This window comes from Rhodococcus sp. FW305-130, from assembly GCF_058788335.1.
The window spans coordinates 182,856-205,027 of sequence record NZ_JBYTAP010000001.1 but is presented as its reverse complement, the minus strand read 5'-3'; the positions used below and the strand labels follow the sequence as shown (position 1 = coordinate 205,027).

Annotated in this window: 19 protein-coding genes; 10 read left to right on the top strand and 9 right to left on the bottom strand. The window is 62.5% G+C overall.

Features of this window, described 5'->3' with window-relative positions; translation table 11 throughout:
• Window positions 1-135 precede the first annotated feature (135 nt).
• The 3 genes from AC3WQS_RS01035 to AC3WQS_RS01025 are packed head-to-tail and all read left to right on the top strand — an operon-like array spanning window position 136 to window position 3,258.
• Window positions 136-1,011 (top strand): HpcH/HpaI aldolase/citrate lyase family protein, encoded by an 876-nt coding sequence (locus AC3WQS_RS01035; RefSeq protein ID WP_279164228.1) that lies wholly within the window; start codon window positions 136-138, stop codon window positions 1,009-1,011.
• Window positions 1,008-2,006: a MaoC family dehydratase gene (locus AC3WQS_RS01030; protein ID WP_047888283.1), complete on the top strand. Its 999-nt coding sequence runs from the start codon at window positions 1,008-1,010 to the stop codon at window positions 2,004-2,006. The genes AC3WQS_RS01035 and AC3WQS_RS01030 overlap by 4 nt, the downstream gene beginning before the upstream one ends.
• Window positions 2,007-2,037: 31 nt before the next feature.
• Window positions 2,038-3,258, top strand: a complete 1,221-nt coding sequence (locus tag AC3WQS_RS01025) for a CoA transferase (protein WP_279164226.1) — start codon at window positions 2,038-2,040, stop codon at window positions 3,256-3,258.
• A 66-nt stretch (window positions 3,259-3,324) separates the two neighbouring features.
• Here the strand turns inward: AC3WQS_RS01025 and AC3WQS_RS01020 are convergent, their stop codons facing one another.
• Window positions 3,325-4,482, bottom strand: a complete 1,158-nt coding sequence (locus tag AC3WQS_RS01020) for an acyl-CoA dehydrogenase family protein (protein ID WP_279164225.1) — start codon at window positions 4,480-4,482, stop codon at window positions 3,325-3,327.
• Window positions 4,483-4,677: 195 nt separating this feature from the next.
• Here AC3WQS_RS01020 and AC3WQS_RS01015 point away from each other — a divergent pair, with 195 nt between their 5' ends.
• The 5 genes from AC3WQS_RS01015 to AC3WQS_RS00995 all read left to right on the top strand — a co-directional run bounded on the left by AC3WQS_RS01015 (window position 4,678) and on the right by AC3WQS_RS00995 (window position 10,881).
• Window positions 4,678-6,141 carry an MFS transporter gene (locus AC3WQS_RS01015; protein ID WP_019745400.1) on the top strand — a complete coding sequence of 488 codons (1,464 nt, stop codon included), beginning with the start codon at window positions 4,678-4,680 and terminating at the stop codon, window positions 6,139-6,141.
• Window positions 6,142-6,275: 134 nt separating this feature from the next.
• Window positions 6,276-7,406, top strand: coding sequence for a thiolase family protein (locus AC3WQS_RS01010; RefSeq protein WP_477993963.1), 1,131 nt, complete (start codon window positions 6,276-6,278; stop codon window positions 7,404-7,406).
• Window positions 7,407-7,460: 54 nt separating this feature from the next.
• The gene (locus tag AC3WQS_RS01005) at window positions 7,461-8,225 is read left to right on the top strand and encodes an SDR family NAD(P)-dependent oxidoreductase (protein WP_007729494.1); all 765 of its coding nucleotides are present in this window, start codon (window positions 7,461-7,463) and stop codon (window positions 8,223-8,225) included.
• A 41-nt stretch (window positions 8,226-8,266) separates the two neighbouring features.
• Window positions 8,267-9,922 (top strand): class I adenylate-forming enzyme family protein, encoded by a 1,656-nt coding sequence (locus AC3WQS_RS01000; protein ID WP_047888316.1) that lies wholly within the window; start codon window positions 8,267-8,269, stop codon window positions 9,920-9,922.
• 53 nt (window positions 9,923-9,975) lie between these two features.
• Window positions 9,976-10,881, top strand: coding sequence for an NAD(P)H-dependent flavin oxidoreductase (locus AC3WQS_RS00995; RefSeq protein ID WP_250884952.1), 906 nt, complete (start codon window positions 9,976-9,978; stop codon window positions 10,879-10,881).
• On the opposite strand, the gene AC3WQS_RS00990 is transcribed toward AC3WQS_RS00995, so the two are convergent.
• Genes AC3WQS_RS00990 through AC3WQS_RS00965 form a run of 6 tightly spaced genes read right to left on the bottom strand, consistent with a single transcriptional unit; the run spans window position 10,878 to window position 16,951 of the window.
• Complete coding sequence (locus tag AC3WQS_RS00990) at window positions 10,878-11,804, bottom strand: LysR family transcriptional regulator (protein WP_060937949.1); 927 nt, start codon at window positions 11,802-11,804, stop codon at window positions 10,878-10,880. The two genes, AC3WQS_RS00995 and AC3WQS_RS00990, sit on opposite strands and share 4 nt — an antisense overlap.
• A 3-nt stretch (window positions 11,805-11,807) precedes the next feature.
• Window positions 11,808-12,710 carry a LysR family transcriptional regulator gene (locus AC3WQS_RS00985; RefSeq protein WP_492712786.1) on the bottom strand — a complete coding sequence of 301 codons (903 nt, stop codon included), beginning with the start codon at window positions 12,708-12,710 and terminating at the stop codon, window positions 11,808-11,810.
• A 30-nt stretch (window positions 12,711-12,740) separates the two neighbouring features.
• Complete coding sequence (locus AC3WQS_RS00980; protein WP_047888317.1) at window positions 12,741-13,553, bottom strand: enoyl-CoA hydratase/isomerase family protein; 813 nt, start codon at window positions 13,551-13,553, stop codon at window positions 12,741-12,743.
• The gene (locus AC3WQS_RS00975) at window positions 13,550-14,311 is read right to left on the bottom strand and encodes a crotonase/enoyl-CoA hydratase family protein (protein ID WP_020909221.1); all 762 of its coding nucleotides are present in this window, start codon (window positions 14,309-14,311) and stop codon (window positions 13,550-13,552) included. Before AC3WQS_RS00975 ends, AC3WQS_RS00980 begins: the two co-directional genes overlap by 4 nt.
• 37 nt (window positions 14,312-14,348) lie before the next feature.
• The gene (locus AC3WQS_RS00970) at window positions 14,349-15,395 is read right to left on the bottom strand and encodes an MBL fold metallo-hydrolase (RefSeq protein WP_003940131.1); all 1,047 of its coding nucleotides are present in this window, start codon (window positions 15,393-15,395) and stop codon (window positions 14,349-14,351) included.
• Complete coding sequence (locus AC3WQS_RS00965; RefSeq protein WP_046379331.1) at window positions 15,392-16,951, bottom strand: long-chain-fatty-acid--CoA ligase; 1,560 nt, start codon at window positions 16,949-16,951, stop codon at window positions 15,392-15,394. The genes AC3WQS_RS00970 and AC3WQS_RS00965 overlap by 4 nt, the downstream gene beginning before the upstream one ends.
• Window positions 16,952-17,138: 187 nt before the next feature.
• On the opposite strand from AC3WQS_RS00965, the gene AC3WQS_RS00960 reads away from it, so the two are divergent.
• A complete protein-coding gene (locus tag AC3WQS_RS00960; protein ID WP_021345613.1) occupies window positions 17,139-18,083 on the top strand; it encodes a LysR family transcriptional regulator in 945 nt (314 codons plus the stop codon).
• Here AC3WQS_RS00960 and AC3WQS_RS00955 read toward each other — a convergent pair.
• Window positions 18,017-18,907: a LysR family transcriptional regulator gene (locus tag AC3WQS_RS00955; RefSeq protein ID WP_020970870.1), complete on the bottom strand. Its 891-nt coding sequence runs from the start codon at window positions 18,905-18,907 to the stop codon at window positions 18,017-18,019. The genes AC3WQS_RS00960 and AC3WQS_RS00955 overlap by 67 nt on opposite strands.
• Window positions 18,908-19,088: 181 nt before the next feature.
• Between AC3WQS_RS00955 and AC3WQS_RS00950 the strand changes: the two genes are divergently transcribed.
• Window positions 19,089-20,759, top strand: coding sequence for a chitobiase/beta-hexosaminidase C-terminal domain-containing protein (locus AC3WQS_RS00950; RefSeq protein WP_492712788.1), 1,671 nt, complete (start codon window positions 19,089-19,091; stop codon window positions 20,757-20,759).
• 78 nt (window positions 20,760-20,837) lie between these two features.
• On the opposite strand, the gene AC3WQS_RS00945 is transcribed toward AC3WQS_RS00950, so the two are convergent.
• Window positions 20,838-22,028, bottom strand: coding sequence for an acyl-CoA dehydrogenase family protein (locus AC3WQS_RS00945; RefSeq protein ID WP_019745412.1), 1,191 nt, complete (start codon window positions 22,026-22,028; stop codon window positions 20,838-20,840).
• Window positions 22,029-22,172 lie beyond the last annotated feature (144 nt).

Below are 22,172 nucleotides of genomic sequence, written 5' to 3'. Positions count from 1 at the left end.
ACCGCGCCTTGACATCGATACGCAGCAACTGCCAGCATCGAGGCAGTTCGCTGCACATCAACGCCGTTCACGGCAGCACACCTATTTCACAACTGGCCGTACATTTGATCACCAGATCGAGGTAATCGACACACTATGGACGAGAACCACTACCGCGCGACCAGACGCCGTGCGTCCCTGGTCGCTCCGGGTTCAGACGAGCGCAAGGCCCGCAAGGCACTCTCTTCGAACGCAGACGAGGTGATTCTCGACCTCGAAGATGCCGTCACTTCGGCGAACAAGGACCTTGCGCGAACCCTCGTGAGCTCCTTGGTGCACGAGTTCGGTAAGGCGCGCACCATCTCGGTCCGAATCAACGGCCTCACCACACCATGGGCCCGCGACGACCTGACCGCCTGCGGCACCCTCGCAGAATCGCTGACGAGCGTGATCGTCCCTAAGGTCGAGTCCGCCGACGAAGTCCTCGAGGCCGAGCACATCCTCTTCGCTGCCGGTGGGCACCACACCACCCTGCAAGCCCTGATCGAAACTCCGCTCGGCGTCCAGAATGCCGACTCCATCGCCCGCGCGACTCCTCGTCTGCAGGCCGCGATCATCGGATACGCAGATCTCGGTGCAGCGCTGGGTCGCTCACGCTCGGCACTGCCCGAACACTGGCTTGCCGTCCAGGACAGAATCCTGATCGCCTGCCGCGCAGCCGGCGTCGCCGCCATCGACGGACCCTTTCTCGGCATCACCGACGACGATGCCTTCCGCCGCGCCGCGCACTGGACCAGCGCTCTCGGGTTCGACGGCAAATGGGTCATCCACCCGGCGCAGATCGACTCGGCCACTACCGCATTCACTCCTTCGGACGACGCCGTCAATGACGCCAGACGGGTGTTGACCGCACTCGAAGAAGCCGAAACCCTGGGTTCCGGCGCCGCCCAGCTCGACGGCCAAATGCTCGACGAAGCAGTGGCCGTGGCAGCGCGTCGTACGCTTGCCCGAGCCGAAGGAGTCACCGTATGAGCGAGCACTACGTGGGAGGACCGTACTTCGACGAACTCACCCACGGTCAGATCTTCGACGAAGCACCAGCGGTGACGTTGACCAGTGGACTCGCCGCCTCCCATCAGGCGATCCTCGGTGACCGCATGCGCTTGCCTCTCGACGCACATCTGTCGTCGAGCGTCACAGGTTCCGCTGCACCAGTGGCGAATCCAGGACTGGTCACCGACGTCGCCATCGGCCAGTCAACCGTGGTCACACACCACGTCAAGGCAAACCTCTTCTACCGTGGACTGCGATTCCACCGTTTCCCGGTACTCGGTGACACCCTGTACACGCGCACCGAGGTTGTCGGTCTACGCGAGAACTCGGCCAAGCCGGGACGCGGCGCCACCGGACTTGCCGCGCTACGGATGACGTCCGCTGATCAGAATGGCAACACGGTCCTCGACTTCTACCGCTGCGCCATGCTCCCACTGAGCCCCGACCCGATCGAGACGAGAACTCGCCACGCCGACGACCTCTCCGTGATCGGTCCGTCCGAACCGGCGCCGTACGTATCACCTGACGGTTGGGACCTCGACACATATCGAGATCGGGTACCCGGCAGGCACTTCGAGTCGGATTTGGTGGGCTCGGTATTCCGTAGCAGCGGCGACGTCGTCACCAGTGCACCCGAACTTGCCCGGCTGAGCTTGAACATCGCAGCGACGCACCACGACGATCGCGTCGGCACCCACGGTCGCCTCGTCTACGGCGGCCACACCATCGGAATTGCACTTGCCCAGGCAACTCGCGCTCTGCCCAATGTGGTGACGGTTCTCGGATGGCACTCGTGCGATCACACCGGGCCCGTTCACGAGGGCGACACCCTCACGAGCGAACTGCACGTCGAAAGTTCGTCGCCCCTCGAACACGGAACCGCAGTGCAACTGCGTTCGCTCGTGTTCTCCCACAATGCTTCTGCAACACAGACTCCAGTTCTCGACTGGCGTTTCACCGTGTTGATGGCATGATCGCACACTCTTCTACCGCGAAGGATCACAGATGACTCAGACCCAAGGCCCGCTGTCCGGGCTTCGCATCGTCGAGGTCTCGAGCTTTGTCGCCGCACCCCTGTGCGGACTGACTCTCTCCCAGCTCGGCGCCGAGGTGATCCGGATCGACCCGATCGGAGGTGCCTCCGATTACAAACGCTGGCCCGTCACCGACACGGGTGAAAGCATCTACTGGACCGGACTCAACAAAGGCAAACGGTCACTGTCAGTGGACATGCGCGCCGAGCGCGGCCAAGAACTGATTCGCCAACTGGTCACGGCTCCGGGACCTGGCGGCGGAATCCTGGTCACCAATGCCGGCGGTCGCACCTGGATGAGCCACGACTCCCTGGCCCAGTTGCGTAGCGACGTCATCACCCTCGAGGTTCTCGGACGCCGCGACGGCAGCCCCGGGGTCGATTACACGGTCAACGCCGCGTTGGGATTTCCACAGATCACCGGCCCCGCCGACTACGCCGGAGTTGTCAACCACGCACTGCCCGCCTGGGACGTCGCCTGCGGGCTCTACGCCGCCCTGTCGATAACTGCCGCAGTGCGCCAACGTGACTCGACCGGACACGGCACGCAGATCACGCTGCCACTCGAAGACGTCGCATTGGCCACCGCGGGAACCCTCGGCTACCTCACCGAAGTCCAAGTGAACGGTCGCAGTCGCGAGTCCGGCGGAAACGCCGTCTACGGCACGTACGGAATCGATTTCGTCTCCAGCGACAACGAACGGTTCATGATCGTTGCACTCACTACTCGCCATTTCCGTGACCTTGCGTCGGTCACCGGCACCACTGCGGCTGTCGACGCCGTCGAAGCTGCACTCGGAGCCGACTTCTCCACCGAAGCGGATCGCTACCGTCATCGAGAGGTACTCACTGCTCTGTTCTCACATTGGTTCCGGGAACACAGCGGCGCCGAGATCGCTGCAGCGCTGGACACATCGTCGGTTCTGTTCGAGAGGTACCGCAGTTTCGAGGAAGTGGTGAATTCCGGTGAACTGGAGAACAACCCGATGTTCTCCGCACTCGATCAGCCTCGAATCGGAAGTTATCTGGCTGCCGCGAACCCAGCCTCGTTCGACGGCGCCCACCTGAGCGCCGGACCGGCCTCCGAGGTGGGCGGCGATTCGATTGCGGTGCTCGCGGATGTCCTCGGAACCACTGCCGATCACGCCTCGGCACTGATCGCGGACGGCATCGTCGGCGTTCCGGCGAACTGATCTACCTGGAGCATGTTTTCGGCCTCGGAACAAATGTTCCGAGGCCGAAAACATATCGAGAGTGCGTCAGAGACCAAGATCCTTCGCGATGATGGTCTTCATGACTTCACTTGTGCCACCGTAGATTCGTGTGACACGCGTGTCTGCGTAAAGACGCGCGATGGGATACTCGGTGATGTAGCCGTACCCGCCGTGCAATTGGAGGCACTTGTCGATCACTCGACCTGCTGCCTCGGTGCAGAACAGTTTCGCCTTCGCGGCGTCGGGAATCGTCAGAGTGCCGCGGTCATGACATTCGAGTGCGTTGTCGGACACCAGCTGGATGGCATCAACCTCGGTAGCACATTCGGCCAGAACGAATTTGGTGTTCTGGAATGCCGCGACGGGCTTACCGAACACCTTGCGGTCTTTGACGTAGTCGATGGCAAAGCGAAGCGCTGCACTGGCAGTGGCGGCCGCTCCGAAAGCGATGGTCAACCGCTCCTGAGCCAGGTTGTGGGTCAGATAGCTGAATCCGTCGCCCTCTTCTCCGAGCCGGTCCTCGACGGGCACCTGTACGTCGACAAACGAAAGCTCCGCAGTGTCGGAGGTCTTGAGACCGATCTTGTTGATCTTGCGCCCCACCGAGTATCCGGGCGACGACGTGTCGACCACCAGGATCGACAACCCGGTGCGTCGGTTCTCCGCTGTGCTCGGCGCGGTGCGGCACACCACCAGGACACGATCGGCAAGTACCCCGCCGGTGATGAACGTCTTGGAACCATTGACCACGTAGTGCGTACCGTCCTCCGACAGCTTGGCCGTCGTCGCGATGTTCGCCAGATCCGACCCTGTTCCCGGTTCGGTCATCGCAATCGCGAACATCAGATCGCCGGAGGCGAAGCCCGGCAACCAGCGGCTCCTCTGCTCGTCGTTCGCGTACTCGAGCAGGTAGGGCAGGATCAGGTTCGTATGCACCGACTGCGAGCCGAAAGACGCCCCGGCGGCAGCAACCTCCTCGGCGACGACGACGTTGAACTTGAGCGACTTCTCGCCGCCTCCGCCGTATTCCTCCGGCACCTGAATTCCGAGTACGCCCAGCTCTCCGAGTCGTCGGTAGAAGTCACGGGGCGGGTGACCGTCCTCTTCCCACTTCTCGTGGACCGGGGTTACTTCCTTCGCGATGAAATCGCGGACGGTGGCCCGGAATGCCTCGTGATCCTCGTTGAACACGGTGCGCTGCATGTATGAACTCCAGTCGGTCAAGGGAACAGGGTGATCCTGATCTCACCTTGCCTCAAGGTTCCGCATTCGATCCAACACTCATCGGCTATGCGTCCGATAGGGCGTACCAATATGGCCTGACCTGCGATACATAGGCAACCGCTATCGTTCCGATCATCGACGCGACATTGCTCAAAGTGATCCAGAACACGTTGAATGGGTCAGCCGGCAAACACAACACCATCGATCGCTTCGAGGCCGCGCTTCGAGCACGATCGCATCCGCCCACCAGTCTCGAAGGGACGCCACGTGACCCCCATCGCGCCACAGCGTAACGACGTCCAGCCCGAAGCAACAGCAACGCCAGATTCGTCAGCAGTCCCCGTCTTCGGTACCCGCAAGCGTGCGTGGACGATGACCGGGCTCGTCGTCTTCCTCTACATCGTCAACTACGCGGACAAAGCAGTCCTCGGAATCATCGCTCAGCCCCTCGCTCGCGAACTCGGACTGAAGTCTTCGCAAATCGGCATGGTCGGCTCGCTGTTCTTCCTGATGTTCTGCATCGGCGGATTTCTCGCCGGACCGCTCAACAAGTACCTGACTCTACGTTGGGCGCTGTTGATCCTGGCCGCAATCTGGTCCGTGGTCATGCTCCCCCTCGTTCTCGGTGCCAGCCTCGCGATGTTGATCGTCTCGCGCATGCTCCTCGGATTTGCCGAAGGCCCCAGCTCGGCGCTGATGCACACCGCCGCGTACTCATGGCACCCGCCGGCCAAGCGCGGCCTTCCCGGTGCAATGCTTGCCGGATCCGCCTCCGTCGCGAAGATCGCCCTCGCGCCCGTACTGACCTTCATCGCCGTTCACTACGGCTGGCGCGCAGCGGTTCTCTCGCTCTCTGTCCTCGGACTCGTGTGGATGGGTTGCTGGCTGGCCGGTTGGTCCGAAGGCCCGTACACGAGCAAGGCCGTCAAGGCGACCAAGACTGCAGATACAGAAGCAACCGAGGCGACCGGGACGGCAACGAAGGCAGTCACCGAGCCCAACGTTCCGTGGCGCAAGATCCTGCTCTCCCGCACCTTCGTCAGCTGCTGCTTCCTCATCGCCACCATCTACGCACTGACCACCGTCGTTCTCACCTGGTTGCCGTCGTACTTCGAGGTCGGCCTCGGATACAGTGCGATGCAAGCCGGTTCGATGTTCGCACTGCCCTCGATCGTCGGCCTCGTCCTCATGATCACCTCCGGTTCCGTCACGGACAAGTTGATCGGCCGCGGCTTCACCTCTCGCACGGTTCGCGTCATCGTTCCCTGCGTCGGCGTTCTGATCTGCGGATCGATTCTCCTGTTCCTGCCACAGATCTCCACTCCCATCGTCGCTGTCGCCATGGTCTCGATCGGCTACGGATTCTCGGCAATCACCTTCCCGCTCATCAACGCTGCGATCTCCGAACTGTGCCCGCCGCAGCAGACTGCAGGCACCATGGGATTCTTCCTCGCCATCATGTCGATCGGCGGCCTGATTGCTCCCTACGCAACGGGAGTCATCGTGGACAACGCAGCAACCCCGGCCGACGGTTACGCCCAGTCCTTCCAGGCAATCGGCATCATCGGAGTCGTCGCCGCGGTTCTGGTCCTCGTCTTCGCCAATCCCGAGCGCGATCGCAAGCTCATCCGCGGCTGAATGCTCCACGTATAGCCATTCGCTAACAAAGCCATTCACCGAAAGACATTGCCGGGTCGACCCGCTCGTGATCGACTCGAGGCACGCCCCGACCGCACAATCGCAACACCGGGCACGAACAGCAGGAGAGATACATGCGAGATGCCGTCATCGTCGACGCAGTACGTACACCGATCGGCCGTCGAGGACGCGCCCTCTCGGAGATCCATCCGGCCGAACTGTCCGCACATGTACTGCGTGCACTCGCTGAACGGACCGGACTCGACGCGGCCACGGTCGACGACGTGATCTGGGGATGCGTCAGTCAGGTCGGCGAACAGGCCGGAAGCATCGCCCGCACAGCGGCACTCGCCGCCGGCTGGCCCGACAGCGTTCCCGGCGTCACATTGACCCGGGCCTGCGGATCGAGCCAGCAGGCAGTTTCCTTTGCTGCGGCCACCGTCATCGCCGGTCAGAACGACGTGGTCGTAGCCGGAGGCGTCGAATCGATGTCGCGAGTTCCGATGGGAACCGCCAGCAAGAACGGTGAGCATTTCCCGCCTTCGGTACTCGAACGCTACGGTGTGGACAGTTTCAGCCAGGGGACCGGCGCCGAGATGATGGCCCGGAAATGGGCACTCACACGAACGGCTCTGGACGAATATTCCCTCCGCTCACACGAGCTCGCGGCCAGCGCCACCGATGCTGGAGCATTCACCGGGCAGATCACTCCGATCGCCGGGTTGTCCCAGGACGAAGGCATTCGGCGAGGTGGAAGTCTGGAGTCGCTCGCGAAGTTGCCCCCGGCCTTCGACGCCGACGGTGTCATCCACGCCGGCAACTCTTCTCAGATCTCCGACGGGGCGGGCGCCACACTCGTCACGACCAGCGAGTACGCCCGGGCACGCGGTTGGAAGCCGCTCGTTCGTATTCACACCGCAGTGGTCGCAGCCGACGACCCGGTCATCATGCTCACCGGTCCGATTGCCGCCACCGCAAAGGCACTGGATCGCTCCGGATTGTCCATCGACGACATCGGCGCCTTCGAGATCAACGAGGCATTCGCCCCCGTCCCGCTCGCCTGGCAGGCTGAAACCGGCGCAGCCATCGATCGTGTGAATCCGCTCGGCGGCGCTATCGCGGTCGGCCACCCACTCGGCGGATCAGGTGCGATCTTGATGACTCGCCTGGCACATCACATGCGCGACAACGGAATTCGATACGGTCTCCAGTCGATGTGTGAGGCCGGCGGCATGGCCAATGCGACCATTCTCGAATTGATCTGACCCGACAACGCTTTCGGGCCGACACGTCATCCAGCAGGAAAGAAGAATTGATTCATGAAACTCGAGGGACTTTCCACCGCGATCACCGGCGGCGCTTCAGGTCTCGGCCTGGCAACCGCTCGACGGCTGCTCGACGCCGGAGCGCAGGTCACGTTGATCGATCTGCCTTCGTCCGACGGTAAGCAGGTGGCGGCCGATCTCGGAGCTGCCGCGCAATTCGCCCCGGCCGACGTCACCGACAGCGAACAATTCGCCGAAGCACTCGACGCGGCGCACGAGCGCGGCGGCCTTCGCGGCGTCGTCCACTGCGCGGGTGCCGGGCGTCGCATGCGCATTCTCGACAAGGACGGAAAAGCCGGATCGGTCGAAGATTTCGAGTTCGTCGTCAAACTGAATCTTGTCGGTTCGTTCAACGCACTCCGTCTCGGCGCCGAGCGGATGGCAGAACTCGATGCCGTGGACGGTGAGCGAGGAGCCATCATCATGACGGCGTCGGTCGCAGCATTCGAAGGTCAGATCGGTCAGATCAACTACACGGCGTCCAAAGCCGGCATCGTCGGTATGACGGTCACCGCTGCCCGCGATCTCGCCAGCCGCGGAATCCGCGTCAACACCATTGCTCCCGGCATCATGGACACTCCCCTGCTGGCGCGCCTGCGCGAAGATGTGCGCACGGCCCTCGAAGCCTCGGTTCCCAACCCCTCACGGCTGGGTCGCCCGGACGAGTTCGGCCAGCTGGCCGTCTCGATGCTCGAGAACGGCTATCTCAACGGCGAAACCATCAGACTCGACGGCGCTATCCGAATGGCTCCCCGGTGACGGGCATCAGCGTGATCGCCAATCCACAACTGCGCCACAACATGCACTACCCGGACACCACCATGGCCTACTGGGCACCCAGCATGGCGGCGCTCTACGGTGATCGCCTCGCCGTCGTGGACGGCGAGCGCACGTGCACGTTCCGCGAACTCGGTCAGCGCAGTGCACAATTCGCCGGCGCACTGCGGCAGGCCGGGGTCGGCGTCGGCGATGTCGTGTTGCTACACCTCGGCAACTGCGTCGAGTTCCTCCAGGCCTACTACGGCTGCCTGCAGGCCGGGACGACCGTTACATTGGTCAATCCGCTGCAGCCAGAACTTGGACTGCGCAAGCAGATCGAGGAGACGTCCGCCGTTGCTGCGGTCACTCAGAGTTCGCAGCTGCGCACACTGCTCGCGGCCTCTTCCGGAACCTCCGTACGTACGATCGTGATGGTCCAGGACACCGAGGGTGCGCTCGACACACCGGAGTCGGTCGTCGCGTTCGACGCCTTCATCGCCGATCTACCCACCGAATTCACCCCTGCCTCCGTCCGAAGCGACGACATCGCACACATCGCGTTCACCGGCGGAACCACCGGAGTATCCAAAGGTGTTCGTGTTCTTCACCGCAACGTCGTCGGCAACATCACGCAGATGTGTGGGTGGAGAACCGGGCACGAGTTGGAGGCAGGTCCGGACGGTCTCGTCACGCCTCGACGCATCGACGGCCTCGACGTGCTCGGTCCGACGCCGGGAACAGGGGCGACCATCGTGGTCTCACCTCTCTTCCACGCACATTCGTTGCTCAACACGTCGTTCCTGTTGATCTCCGGTCTCACCCAGGTATTTGCCGGTCGGTTCGAACCCGGCCGGATGCTCGAGCTGATCGAAAAGCACGAGGCCACCTACCTCACCGGGTCTCCCGCTATGTGGCACGCACTGTCGGTTCATCCCGACGCTACTGTGCGCAACACCGACAGCGTGTGCGTCGTATCTTCGGGCGCTGCCCCGATCGACAGCGTCACGCTCGCCGCACTCCGCCGGGCATTTCCCAAAGCGCTCGTCGTCGAGGGGTACGGGCTGACCGAGGCCACCTGTGTGGTCACGGCAGCTCCGCTGATCAACGGCTCGGAATACCGGCAGAGCAGCGTCGGCCTCCCGATCTTCGACACCGAAATCCAGATTCGCGATCAGCTGGACCGGAAGACCGTTCTGGGCGAGAACGAACGCGGCGAACTGTGGGTGCGTGGGCCTCAGGTCACCGACGGCTATCTCGGACACCCGGAAACCACCGCAGAACAGTTCGTCGACGGCTGGTTGGACACGGGTGACATCGCGTACCTGGACTCGGACGGATACCTCTTCATCTGTGACCGGGCGAAGGACATGCTCATCTACAAGGGGTACAACGTCTATCCGCGTGAACTCGAAGAGATTCTGGTTTCGCACCCGGCGATCTCGACTGCCGCGGTTGTCGGCCGCGAAGTGGGGAGCAACGGCCAGGAGCCCGTAGCCTTCGTGGTGATGATTCCGGGCGCCGAGTTCGACGCCGAGCAGATCAAGGCGTTTGTCGCCGAGCAGGTGCTGCCGTACAAGAAGATTCGCGAGGTCGTCGAGGTAGAACTCCTTCCGACATCGGCTGCCGGTAAGGTCCTCAAGACCGACCTCCGCTCGAGACTTCTCGAATCCGTCGATCAGAAAGGCGGTTCCAGGTGACGACCTTCGCAGACCTGACGTCGCAACTGCGTGTCCCGGTTCTCGCTTCACCGATGTTCATCATCTCGACTCCTGACCTCGTCATCGCGCAGTGCACCGCTGGGATCATCGGGTCCTTCCCGGCACTGAATGCTCGTCCGCAGTCGGCACTTCGGGATTGGCTCAAACTGATCACGGTCGCTCGTGAGGACCATGATCGTGAGCACCCGGAAAATCCGTCGGCGCCATTTGCCGTCAACCTCATCGTCCACCGGTCCAACAACCGCCTGGAAGAGGACCTGGCGACCATCGCCGAGTTCGAGGTTCCGATCGTCATCACGTCCCTCGGCGCTCGCACCGACATCAACGACGCCGTCCACGCATACGGTGGAATCGTTCTTCACGACGTCATCGACAATCGCTTTGCACGCAAGGCAATCGAGAAGGGCGCCGACGGACTGATCGCGGTAGCTGCCGGGGCCGGTGGTCATGCCGGTAGGCAGTCGCCGTTTGCCCTGATTCGGGAGATTCGTGAGTGGTTCGCCGGTCCACTGCTGTTGTCAGGTGCCATCGCTCATGGTGATTCGATTCTCGCTGCGCTCGCGGCCGGAGCCGATTTGGCATACGTCGGATCAGCTTTCATCGCAACCGAAGAGGCTAACGCGGATCCTGCGTACAAGGAGATGATCGTGGGTTCAGGGGCCTCCGACATCGTCTATTCCAACCTGTTCACCGGAGTACACGGAAACTACCTGCGGGGCAGCATCGTTGCCGCCGGCTTGGACCCCGACAACCTAGCCGAATCCGATCCTTCCGCAATGAGTTTCGCGACCACCGACACCGATACCAAGGCGTGGCGTGACATCTGGGGCGCCGGACAGGGCATCGGAGCGATCGACGCCGTACTTCCGACGCATGCAGTAGTAGAGCGTCTCGCCGCCGAGTACGCTGCCGCTCGAGAACGCATCTGCCGACTCTAGTGCTGTGACCGGTGTTCGTCAGAGAGGGATTCGTCAGAGCGGGATTCGTCGGACAGGTACTCGTGAATCAGGTTCACGAATACCTGTCCCACCGGCGACAACGTCGAGGGGTCGAAGGCGAGACCGTACGCACGCAGGAATCTCGGCTCGCAGGCCCGTTCCACGACCTGACCAGGCATCGATTTCGCCACCGAGCGCTCGACCAACGAACCGCCGAGGCCGGCGATGACCATCGGGAGCCGTGACTCCCGTTGCTCGGTCACCACCGCGAGTTCCGTTCTGGTACCGGCCTTTCGGATCGAATCTTCGATCGCGTCACCCATCGCTGCCCCGCGAGGAACGAATACCATGGGAATGTCCGGCATTTCCGAAAGGCGTACCGGCCCCTCGGGTAGTTCGGTTCCCGCCGGGTAGACCAGGCGGTACTCCTGCTCCCCCAATTCGACGATCTCGAGCCCTTCGCCCGCTTCGAGTGGCAGATGAGCCACCGCGAATTCGCAGTGGCCGTCCCGAATGAGACTTTCCAGATTGTCCTCTCGCTCGAGTTCCGAGAATCTGACTCGTGCTTGCGGATAGCGTCGACAGAACTCCGCAATCAGATCGACGATCGTCCCCGAGGTCAGTGCAGGGAAAGCCATGATGTCGAGGCGACCGACGATGGCGCCATCGGATGCCGTCAACTGTTCAGCCGCCGCAGCTACGTCTCGCAAAACCTGTCGACTCGGGCCGACCAGGCTGCGACCGGCCGCACTGAGCACCATGCCGCGCCCGATGCGATGGAAAAGCCGCACTCCCAGTTCACGTTCGAGCCCGCGCAACGCTTGTGACACGGTCGGCTGAGCAACTCCCAAAGCAGCTGCGGCGCCGTTGATCCCCTTGTTTTCGACGACCGCGAGGAAGTACTCCATCTGCCGGAACTCCACAGTTCACTCCTCTTCCTTGGACGGAACGGCGGAGGTGGCCATTTCCGCAGCCGTCGCGATGAATGCGGCGGCGGCCGGGGATTGCTCGCCCGAGCGATAGACGATGCCGACGTCGCGTGTCAGCGGCGGATCGAAGGAGAAGGCGCAGACGTCTGTCATCTGCTGCTGTGCAACCCTTCTCGGCACGACGGTGGCGCCGATCCCTCGACGCACGAGTTCCCACGTGGTCACAGGGTGGACACAGTCCACGACTACGTTCTCGGCGCCTTCGCTGAGTAGACCCCGGAACTGATTCGATTGATCACCGAGATCGACCACCAGCGGCAAACTGTGCAAGAGCGTTCGCGGAACCGGATCCGCCAACGGCGTTGCAAGCCGGCCGGACAACGACGCATGGGTGGCGAGTACCAACTCCTGAGCGGCAATCGGAGCCGTGACCAAACCTTCGTACCCGATACTCAGATCGGTGACGCCGACCTCGGCCGACCCTCGCCGTAACGCACTGTCGACCCCGGCCGGGCCGTACGTGTCGAGGACGCGCACGACGATCTTCGGAAAGTTGACCCGGAATCGACGAACTAACTCGACCATCGGATCGATGGAGAACGCCGAGTACGAGACGACGTCCACCCGGCCGAACTCGAGTTCGCGAACGGCGGTCACTTTCGCCTTCGCGCGCTCGACGTCGGCAAGGATTCTCCTGGCCGCGAGATCGAACGTGCGGCCCGCGTCGGTAAGAACCAACCGCCTACCGGTCCGGTCGAACAGCGTGGCGCCGAGTCGACGCTCGAGCGTGCGAATTGCCTGTGACAGCGAGGGCTGCGAAATGTAGAGAGCCTGAGCGGCCTTCGTTATCCCACCGTGGTCGACGACAGCGACGAAGTAGGTAACGAAATGTAGATCCACTCATCCATCATACGACCAGCGATCCGACGCTCACTCCAATCGAGTTAGCCCTGGTACGGCCCACTCTCCGGTGAAGACCGGCTCCCGCTTTTCCACGAAGGCACGAACCGCGTCGGTAGCATCCGTCGCAAAATTGACCGCTTGCGCCCTCGCCTCGTTGTCCAAGGCTTCCCGCAACGAGAGTGAGGTGTGACGTTCGAGCATGGCGGCAGACTGACTCAGTGCGGCTGGCGGACCGTCAGCGAGCCGCTGCGCAAGCTTCGACGTGTGTTCGTCCAGTTCACCCGGCTCGACCAGATAGGTCACCAGCCCGAGCTCGTAGGCTTCCTGTGCGTCGATCGTCTCGGCGAGCATCACCAGTCGCTTCGCTTGCTGGAGGCCGACCAGTCTCGGCAGGATCCACGAACCCCCGAAGTCGACAGACAACCCCCGTTTGGCGAAGATCTGGCTGAACTTCGCACCCTTGGCTGCCACGACGAAGTCGCAGAGCAACGCCATGTTCCATCCGGCTCCGACGGCAAACCCGTCGACCTTCGCCACCAGAGGCTTGGGAAACTCACCCAGTGCGATGGCCGTTGCGTTGATGACACGCATGCGATCGAGAGGGTGCGACGAGCCGCGTTTGTCCAGATCGGAGCCCGCACAGAAGGTCCCGTCCGCGCCGGTCAGGATCACAGAGCGAATCTGCGAATCCTCTTGAAGTTCGAGGACTGCTTCACGTAGTGCGATCCAGGCGTCGAGATCGAGAGCGTTGCGGCGGTGCGGCCGACAGAGAACAATCGTCGCGACAGCACCGTCACGTTCGATGCTTACGGCCGCGCGCTCGATCGTCTCGGCACTCATGAGCCACTCCACACGGGAGAGCGCTTCTCGGCAAACGCCGTTGCACCTTCCTTGGCGTCACGTGAGGTGAAGACCGGATCGATGAATTCGCGTTGCGCGACAAAGGCATCCGGATCGGTGTACTTGGCGGACATTGCCAGTACCTGCTTGGTCGCGCGAACAGCCAGTGGACCGTTTGCCGCTACTCGGGCCGCAAGCTCGCGTGCGACGGTCAGCGCCTGTCCAGGTTCGGCGAGCCGATTGACCAAGCCGTGATGATGCGCCACGGTGGCACTGAGCGGATCCCCGGTGATCGCGATTTCCATGGCCAACTGATACGGGAGGATCTTGGGCAGACGCAGAAGGCCACCGGCGGCCGCGGCAAGTCCCCGCTTCACCTCGGGCAAGCCGAATTTCGCGTCGGTGGACGCCACGATCAGATCGGCTGCCAACGCCAGTTCGCACCCGCCGGCGAGGGCCCACCCCTCGACGGCTGCGATCAGCGGCTTCGACGGCGGAGCCTCGGTCAGACCGGCAAAACCACGACCGGGCAGCGATGGCCGTTCCCCTCGCGCAAATCCCTTGAGATCCATACCAGCGCAGAAGGTTCCACCAGCTCCGGTCAGAATGCCGATGGTGAGATCGGCCCGTTCCTCGAACTCGTCGATGGCCGCAGCCAAGGCTTCGGCAAGTTCGAGATTGACCGCGTTCTTGGCCTCGGGACGATTGAGGGTGATGACGGCAACGCCCTCGGCGAAGTCGGTGAGCACGACGCTCATGTTCGGTTCCTACTTCCGTGATGAGATTCTTGAAAGGTCACTGCGCGCGAATGCTCCAGCGCACGGGTGTGCCGCCGGACGGTGTCACGATCTCCCGCTTGGCCAAAACAACGAGATGAGCATGGGTTTCGCGGACTGCCAAGCGAAGTAGTCGCGGCGACATCTGTTCGAACGGGCGAGACCAGGAGATCGTGCGTGAGAGTTCCCAGGCCGTGGATTCGGGCTCATCCTGAACCGCAGCCACGATCTCCGCCAATCGCTCCTCGTGGTGCCCCATCAATTGACGTGCACGATCGGCGATCCCACGGAATCGATATTCATGTGCCGGAAGCACTTCGCACTCGCCCAGTGTTGTCGTCGCCTCGAGCGAGAGAAGATAACGATGAAGCGGGTTCTCGAGTTCACCGGGAATCGTGGAGATGTTCGGGCTGATCCTCGGCAGCATGTGATCGCCGCTGAACAACAAGCCTCTGTCCTCTTCCACGAAGCAGAGATGTCCGGGAGTGTGCCCCGGTGTCCACTGAGCCCGGAGATTCCACCCGGGAAGATCGAGTGAATCACCATCTCCCAGAACAATGTCGATGGTTTCGTGCTCAGCGAACCGCACCAGGTCGACCCGAGACGCGTCGAGCACTTCGGCCGGTGCGCCGAGTTCGGACAATTGCAGGTTCCAGCCACTGATGTCGTCGCGGGTCTGCTCGGGACCGTGGTATCCGAGGAGCGTCGCGTCGGCCACGTGCATCGCAAGCGTTGCGCCGCTGACCTGCCGAAGACGCGGCGCCAGACCGAAGTGATCGGGATGCAGGTGCGTGATTGCCGCATAGCGCACTTCGGAAACGTGGTATCCGATCGATGCTATGCCGTCGACGAGAGCCTGCCACGACTGTTCGTGATCCCAACCGACGTCGATGAGGGCAAGTCCGTCGTCGAGCGCGAGTGCGTAGACGAGCACGTAACGCAAAGGGTTGTCCGGCATGGGAACAGGGATCGACCACAGTCCGTCCCGCACCTGTTCCACCGGTGGAAGGACTTTGTTCGCCCACGCCTCACGTTGTGCGACACCGACGTCTTCGGTCACGATCATGATGCTTCTCCGCTCGCGTTCAGCATGGTCCGCAGGCTCGACTTGAGCAGTTTCCCGCTCGCGTTGCGAGGCAAGGAGTCCACGAAATGGATCTGGCGAGGTTTCTTGTACGACGCCAACTTCGCTGTGCTGAACGCGATCAACTCGTCGACGCTCGGCACGTCGGCACCGTCGACCAGTTTGACCACCGCGGTGACGGATTCACCCCAGCGCTTGTCCGGAACCCCGACCACCGCGACCTCGGCAACCGAGGGGTGTTCGGCCAGAATGGATTCCACCTCGATCGGATAGACGTTCTCACCGCCGGTGATGATCATGTCCTTGAGGCGGTCGGTGACGAACAGATACCCCTCGTCGTCCAAATGGCCGGCGTCGCCTGTTCGGAGAAAGCCGTCCTGAGTGAACAGTTCCGCGGTCTCTCGGTCACGTCGCCAGTACCCGCGAGTGTTGTTTCTGCTGCGCGCAACGATCTCACCGGATTTGTTGGGCGGCAATACCTCACCAGTTGTGACGTCTCGAATGGAGATCTCGACGCCGATCATCGGTTTTCCCGCCGAGCGGAGCAACTCCGAACGCGGACCGCTCACATGATGGTCGAAGGCACGAAGGACGGATACCGAACCCGTTGTCTCGGTCATCCCGTATCGCTGGACGAATTTGCAGTTCAAGACAGTCATCGCATGAGCGAGGAGTGCCGGAGTGATCGGCGACGCCCCATAGGCGACCACCTCCAGGCTGGTCAGATCGAAACTGTCGAGAGTGGGCAGATCTACCAGCGTCTGAATGACGGCAGGCACCAGAAATGCGTGGGTGACGTGGTGAGTCGCGATGGCATCAGCGACCCGAGCCGGCGCCATGTCTCCGAGCAGCACCAATGGCACTCCGGCCGACAAGCACGTACTCATCCAGCCGGCGCCGGCGATGTGAAAGAGGGGAAGTGCGTCGAGTGCGACTGCATTCGAACCGAATTCGTAGACATCGAACCCCTCGGGCTCGTTGTACAGATTCCGGTGCGTGGCCACGACGCCCTTGGGCCGGCCGGTTGTCCCGGACGTGTACAGCTGCAGAACTGCTGCGTCCGGATCGTGCCCATGTCCGGGGTCGACGCCGTTCCCGGAGGCCACGAACTCCGCCCAGGTTCGCGAATCCGGCAGGCCCCCTGCAGCTCCCACGGTTATGACCTCGATCTCCGGCAACGCTGCGGACATCGCCGCCGCCCCCGCGGCGAACTCGTCATCGACGATCAAGACGTCGAGCTCCGCATCCTCGGCGATGTCGACGAGTTCGAGTGGGTTGAGCCGCCAGTTCAACGGGATGAACACAGCGCCTGCCTTCGCACACGCGATGAAGGTTTCCGCACCTTCGAGCCCCATCCGCAGTAGCGCACCGACGCGAGCACCGGCAGCGGTCACTTCTGCCAGCGCGCTCGCCAAGGTACTGGTCTCGCCATCCAGCTCAGCCCATGTCAAAGTTCGGTCGCCGCACGTGATCGCCGGATCGGACGGCCGTGTCGACGCCGAGTGGCGTATCCGGTTGGGTAGGTGAAGCTCGCTCACATCACGCTCCTGTGTTCCAGGTACTCACCGAGCACGAACCGCGGTCGGTGGTACTGGAACAGTCGATCATCGCTATGGCCTGCGCCACAAAGACGAGAAGGCGCACAGAGCCATAGCTGAGACCTATGTCTGCAGGTCGCAGCAAGTCACCGCCGCCAAGGTCCGGTCATCTGGGAGAATTTGCCAGATGCAGGCACCCGGGATGGACATACGCAGCGCGCAGTATCTCGTCGCCGTCGTCGATCACGGCAGCGTCACCGCCGCCGCGGACGTCCTGCGTATCTCGCAACCGTCACTCTCGCAGGCCGTACGCAACCTCGAACGAGCACTCGGAGCCACACTCTTCGAGCGCACCACTCGCGGTCTGGCTCCCACCACAGTCGGACTGGCAATTACCGATTCTGCACGTGCGCTGCTCGCCGACGTTGCTCGGGCCGAAGCCGCGGTGGCCGCAGTAACCGCTCTGCGCGCCGGCGAACTCGCCATAGCTGTTCAGTCCGATCTTGCCATCGACCCTGTCGCAGAGGTCGCCGGACGCCTCCATCTGACGGCGCCCGGAATTCGGTTCTCCACGAACGCCGTCCCGAACGCACAGGACGTGCGCGCGCTGGTCAGAGCGGGCACGTGTGAACTCGGGTTTCTCGAGACCCACCCGGGTACCGATGTCTCCGACGGGCTTCGAGAAATTGCCGTGAGTACCCAGGAAACGGTCTTGTCGATCCCCGTTCGCCTGGCCACAGACCTCCCCGATCCGGTTCCGCGCGCCGTGGTTGCGCGCCTGCCGATGGTGGTCGAGGCATCGACATTTCGGCGCGGGCATTCGATCGACGACGATCTGGAGCTCACCAACGTCGTCGTGGAAGTACCTGATCGCCTTGCCGTCCGGGAAATGGTCGGGCAAGGTGTAGGCGCCGCGCTGCTGCCCAGATCGATCGCCGAACAAGACTCCCCAGCATCTGAGGTTCGCTCGCTTTTCCCACCGATCACGCGGCAGACGATCTTGGTCTACCGCGACGGCCCGCTCTCGCCGGCCGGGTCTGCGTACATCGAGAACGTCTCCACACGTCACAAGCCGTCCACGAACAGCCTGCCCAACGGCGAGAGCGTCTCCGGATCGAACTCGATGCCGTAATTCAGTGAGATCGCCGGCTCCACCGGAAATATCTCCGCGCCGGACGCGACCGATCTCTCGGCCAACGAACGCTCCATGAATGCCATACCCAAACCCGCAAAGACGAACGCGCCGACGGTCTCCCGCTGCGCCAACTCCGTCGACATCCGAGTCCGGGCCCCGGCGGCCTGCAGAGACGACTCGATGGCAAGCCGAGCCCGCGAGTGTTTGAGCACACCCACCACGGGGAGATCGGGCAATGCCGTCAATGACACCGGCTCTCCCGCAGCGGGTTTCACACCATTCGGCCAGACGTCAGGATGAACCCCCGACGGCACTGCCAGCCAGTATTCGTTCACCCCGATCACTTTCGTGGACAGCGCCGACATGTCGGGTGGCCAATAGCTGAAGACCACCTCACATGCGCCGTCTGCCAACACCTGCTCAGACGTTGCGCCCTGCGGCAGTTCACCGACCCGAACGGTCACAGCCGGCCACCGCTCACGAAAGTCCGCCACGATGCGTGCGATCGGACCTTCGAGACCATGTGCCGCGGAGCAGATGTCGAGCCGCCCACGAGGCTCGTCGGCCGTCCCGGTCGCGACATTGAATGCGGCCGCACTGCTGCGCATCATCTGCCTCGCCGGCCCTACCAACGCCCGACCTGCCGCCGTCAGAACCAAACCGCGACCGACACGGTGAAACAGTTCGACTCCGAGTTCACGCTCGAGACCACGAATACCCTGCGACAGCGACGGCTTGGTGACCGACAGATTCTGCGCAGCCGTCGACAAGGACTCCCCACCGGCAACGGCAAGGAAGTACTCGATCTGACGTAGGTCCACGCCATCGACTTTGCCATAAGCGCAGCCGACAGTACCGCCGGCAAGCGCAGACGGTGTTCATACACGCTTCACTAGTCGGACATACAGGACACACCTTTTTCTACCCGGCGCCACCTAGCGTAATTGGTCCAGACCAATTACGGATGGGTCTGAACCACCGCGTCGAAGACAAGGAATCCTCGTGAGACGTACGACCATCGCGATAGCAGCCGTGACCGCGGCTCTCGCCGTTCCCGGCATCGCCCCCGCCGAATCCCAAGCCGAACCCAGCTGGGGCAGTTCGTCCTTCGAATGGGGTAGCTCTTCGGGCGAGAGCAACACGCCGCCCGCAGCGCCCGGCGTCAGCGTCCCCGGCGGACGGTACGAGCACCCTGTCGATCTGACCTTCACCGCCGAGCGCGGCGCCACCGTCCGCTACACCTTGGACGGAACGACACCCACCACCGACAGCCAAGCTGCCACACCGGGACGTCCGCTGCAGATCGCACAGGACACCAACGTCACTGTCGCCGCTTTCCGCGGCGATCACGCGAGCGCGGCCGTCTCGTTCGGCTACCTGATCAAGACCTCGGAGAAGCCGCTGGCTCAGGTCGTCGTAATGTCCGACGTCCACGTCGGCGACCACGCGAACAACGACAAGAAGTACGAAAGCTTTTTCGACACAATCGGTTCCATCTTCCCGAAACCCGACGCGATCCTCTCCAACGGCGACATGATCAACGACAACGGAGACGGCAAGGGGCCTGACCACAAGATCGTCGCAGAAATCTTCCAGGCAAACCTCGCCAGGAAGGGCATGAACGACACACAACTCCTGATCTCCAACGGCAATCACGATGCAGGTCTCGCGGCAATCAGAGCCGGATATCCGGCGGAGTGGTTCCCGGATTCCGGTGGCGGATACTACGAATCCGATGTCAGCGGTGTCCATCTCTTCACGGTCAACACCGAGACATACAACAATGATTCAGCGCAACGTAATTGGCTGAAGTCCCGCCTGACCGAAATCACCGCGGAGTCCGGGAACCTGACCAAGCCGATCCTGGTCCAGGGACACCGGCCGGCAAGCAACACAGCCATGGACGGCCAGCAGGCGTCGAACCCTCGACTGACCGAAGACTTGAGCGCCTTCCCTCAGGCAATCTTCTTCTCCGGGCACTCACATCTGAACAACAACGACGACCGGTCGATCCATCAGCGTGACTTCACGTCGGTCAACGACGGCTCGATGTCGTACATCGAAATCGATCACGGCTACCAGATGGTGACCGAGTCCGGTCTCGCGAACCGTTTCGAATCACCCACTGCCCAAGCGCTCTTCGTCGAGGTCTACCAGGACCGCACGGAAATCAACCGCATCAACATGGCGGCAGACAAGCACGACATCTACGCCGGTGGCGCGTGGTCAGCCAACTGGCAGCCGCCGTACTCGAGCGCGGGCACGCTGAGCGGTTCGGGGTGGACGGTCGAGCTCGACGGGTCGACCAACCAGCAGATCAAGGACAACTTCCGCTACACCTCGGGCGCACGGAACACGCACGCGCCGGAGTTCACCTCGAGCACTACGCTCTCGGTGACGACCGGCGAAAACGGTGCGACCGCACTGAGGATCGCGCAGGCCAAGGACGATCAGATGGTGCACCACTACGCCGTCGAGGTCACGGACACAGCCACCGGAGCGAAGGTGGTCTCGTCGAAGGTGCTCTCCGACTTCTACTTCATGCCACGGCCGAACAGCCTCGACATTCCGATTCCCGATGCAGCAGCGGGTACCGCATACGATGCCCGCGTCGAAGCCGTTGACGCATACGGCAATCGGTCACCGGTGACGACCTTGGCCTTCACCCGCTGATATTTACCCACTGACGTCCACCCGCTGATCCGACACGACAAAACGGCACCGCGCATGTTCGCGGTGCCGCTTGTCGGCTCAGTTGTAGGTGCGCAACAAGCCCTTGCTGATGATCTGCTTCTGGATGTCGCTGGTGCCTTCTCCGATCAGAAGGAACGGCGCCTCACGCATCAACCGCTCGATCTCGTATTCCTTGGAGTAGCCGTATCCACCATGGATACGGAAACTGTCCTGCGTGACCTCCGAGCAGAATTCACTCGCCAGATACTTCGCCATACCCGCGGCGACGTCGTTGCGCTCACCCGAGTCCTTGAGCCTGGCAGCGTTGACCATCATCAGATGTGCCGCTTCGACTTTGGTGCCCATTTCGGCGATCCGGAACGCGATGGCCTGATGCTCGGCGATCGGCTTGCCGAACGTCTCGCGCTGCTTGGCGTAGGTGACAGCCAGTTCGAAAGCGCGCTGGGCGATTCCGCACGCACGCGCGGCGACGTTGACCCGGCCGACCTCGACGCCGTCCATCATGTGCCGAAATCCCAAGCCGGGAGTGCCACCGAGAACCTCTTCGGCTCCGATCTCGAAGCCGTCGAAAATCATCTCCGTGGTGTCGATTCCCTTGTAGCCCATCTTCTCGAGCTTGCCCGGAATGGTCAGGCCCGGGAGCACCTCGCCGAAACCTGCGGGCTTCTCGATCAATATCGTCGTCAGATTGTTGTGCGGCTTCTCCGCGCCCTCGTCCGTCTTGACGAGGACTGCCACCAACGTCGACGAACCACCGTTGGTCAGCCACATCTTCTGGCCGGTGATCACGTAATCGCCGGACTCCGTACGCTTCGCCTTGGTCGATATGGCAGCAACATCGGAACCCAGGGCCGGTTCCGACATGGAAAATGCGCCGGTGAGTTCCCCGGACGCCAGACGTGGCAGGTACTTCGCCTTCTGTTCCGGCGTCCCGTGCGCGGAGATCATGTGAGCCACGATGAAATGCGTGTTGATGACGCCGGACACGCTCATCCATCCACGGGCCAGCTCTTCGACGCACAGCGCGTAGGTGAGCAATGATTCGCCGATACCCCCGTACTCGGGGTCGATGGTCAGTCCGAACAGACCCATGTCCTTCATCTGCTTGACGATGTCGGTCGGGTACGTATCGGAGTGTTCGAGCTCCTGCGCCGCGGGGATGACCACACGATCGACGAACTCGCGTACCGCCCCGACGATGTCGCTCTGGGTCTCGGTCAATCCCGCCGTCTGCGCCAAACGAGTCACTGTTCCACCTGTCTGTCGGTACTTCGTGCTCTCCTGTCGACGAAACTGATTCGACTCCAGGAACTTTCACCCCACCGCGACATGTGTGCGGCAGAGACGCTGCATCCATTCAATCCCCGAACGGCATATGTGTCAAAGTCGATT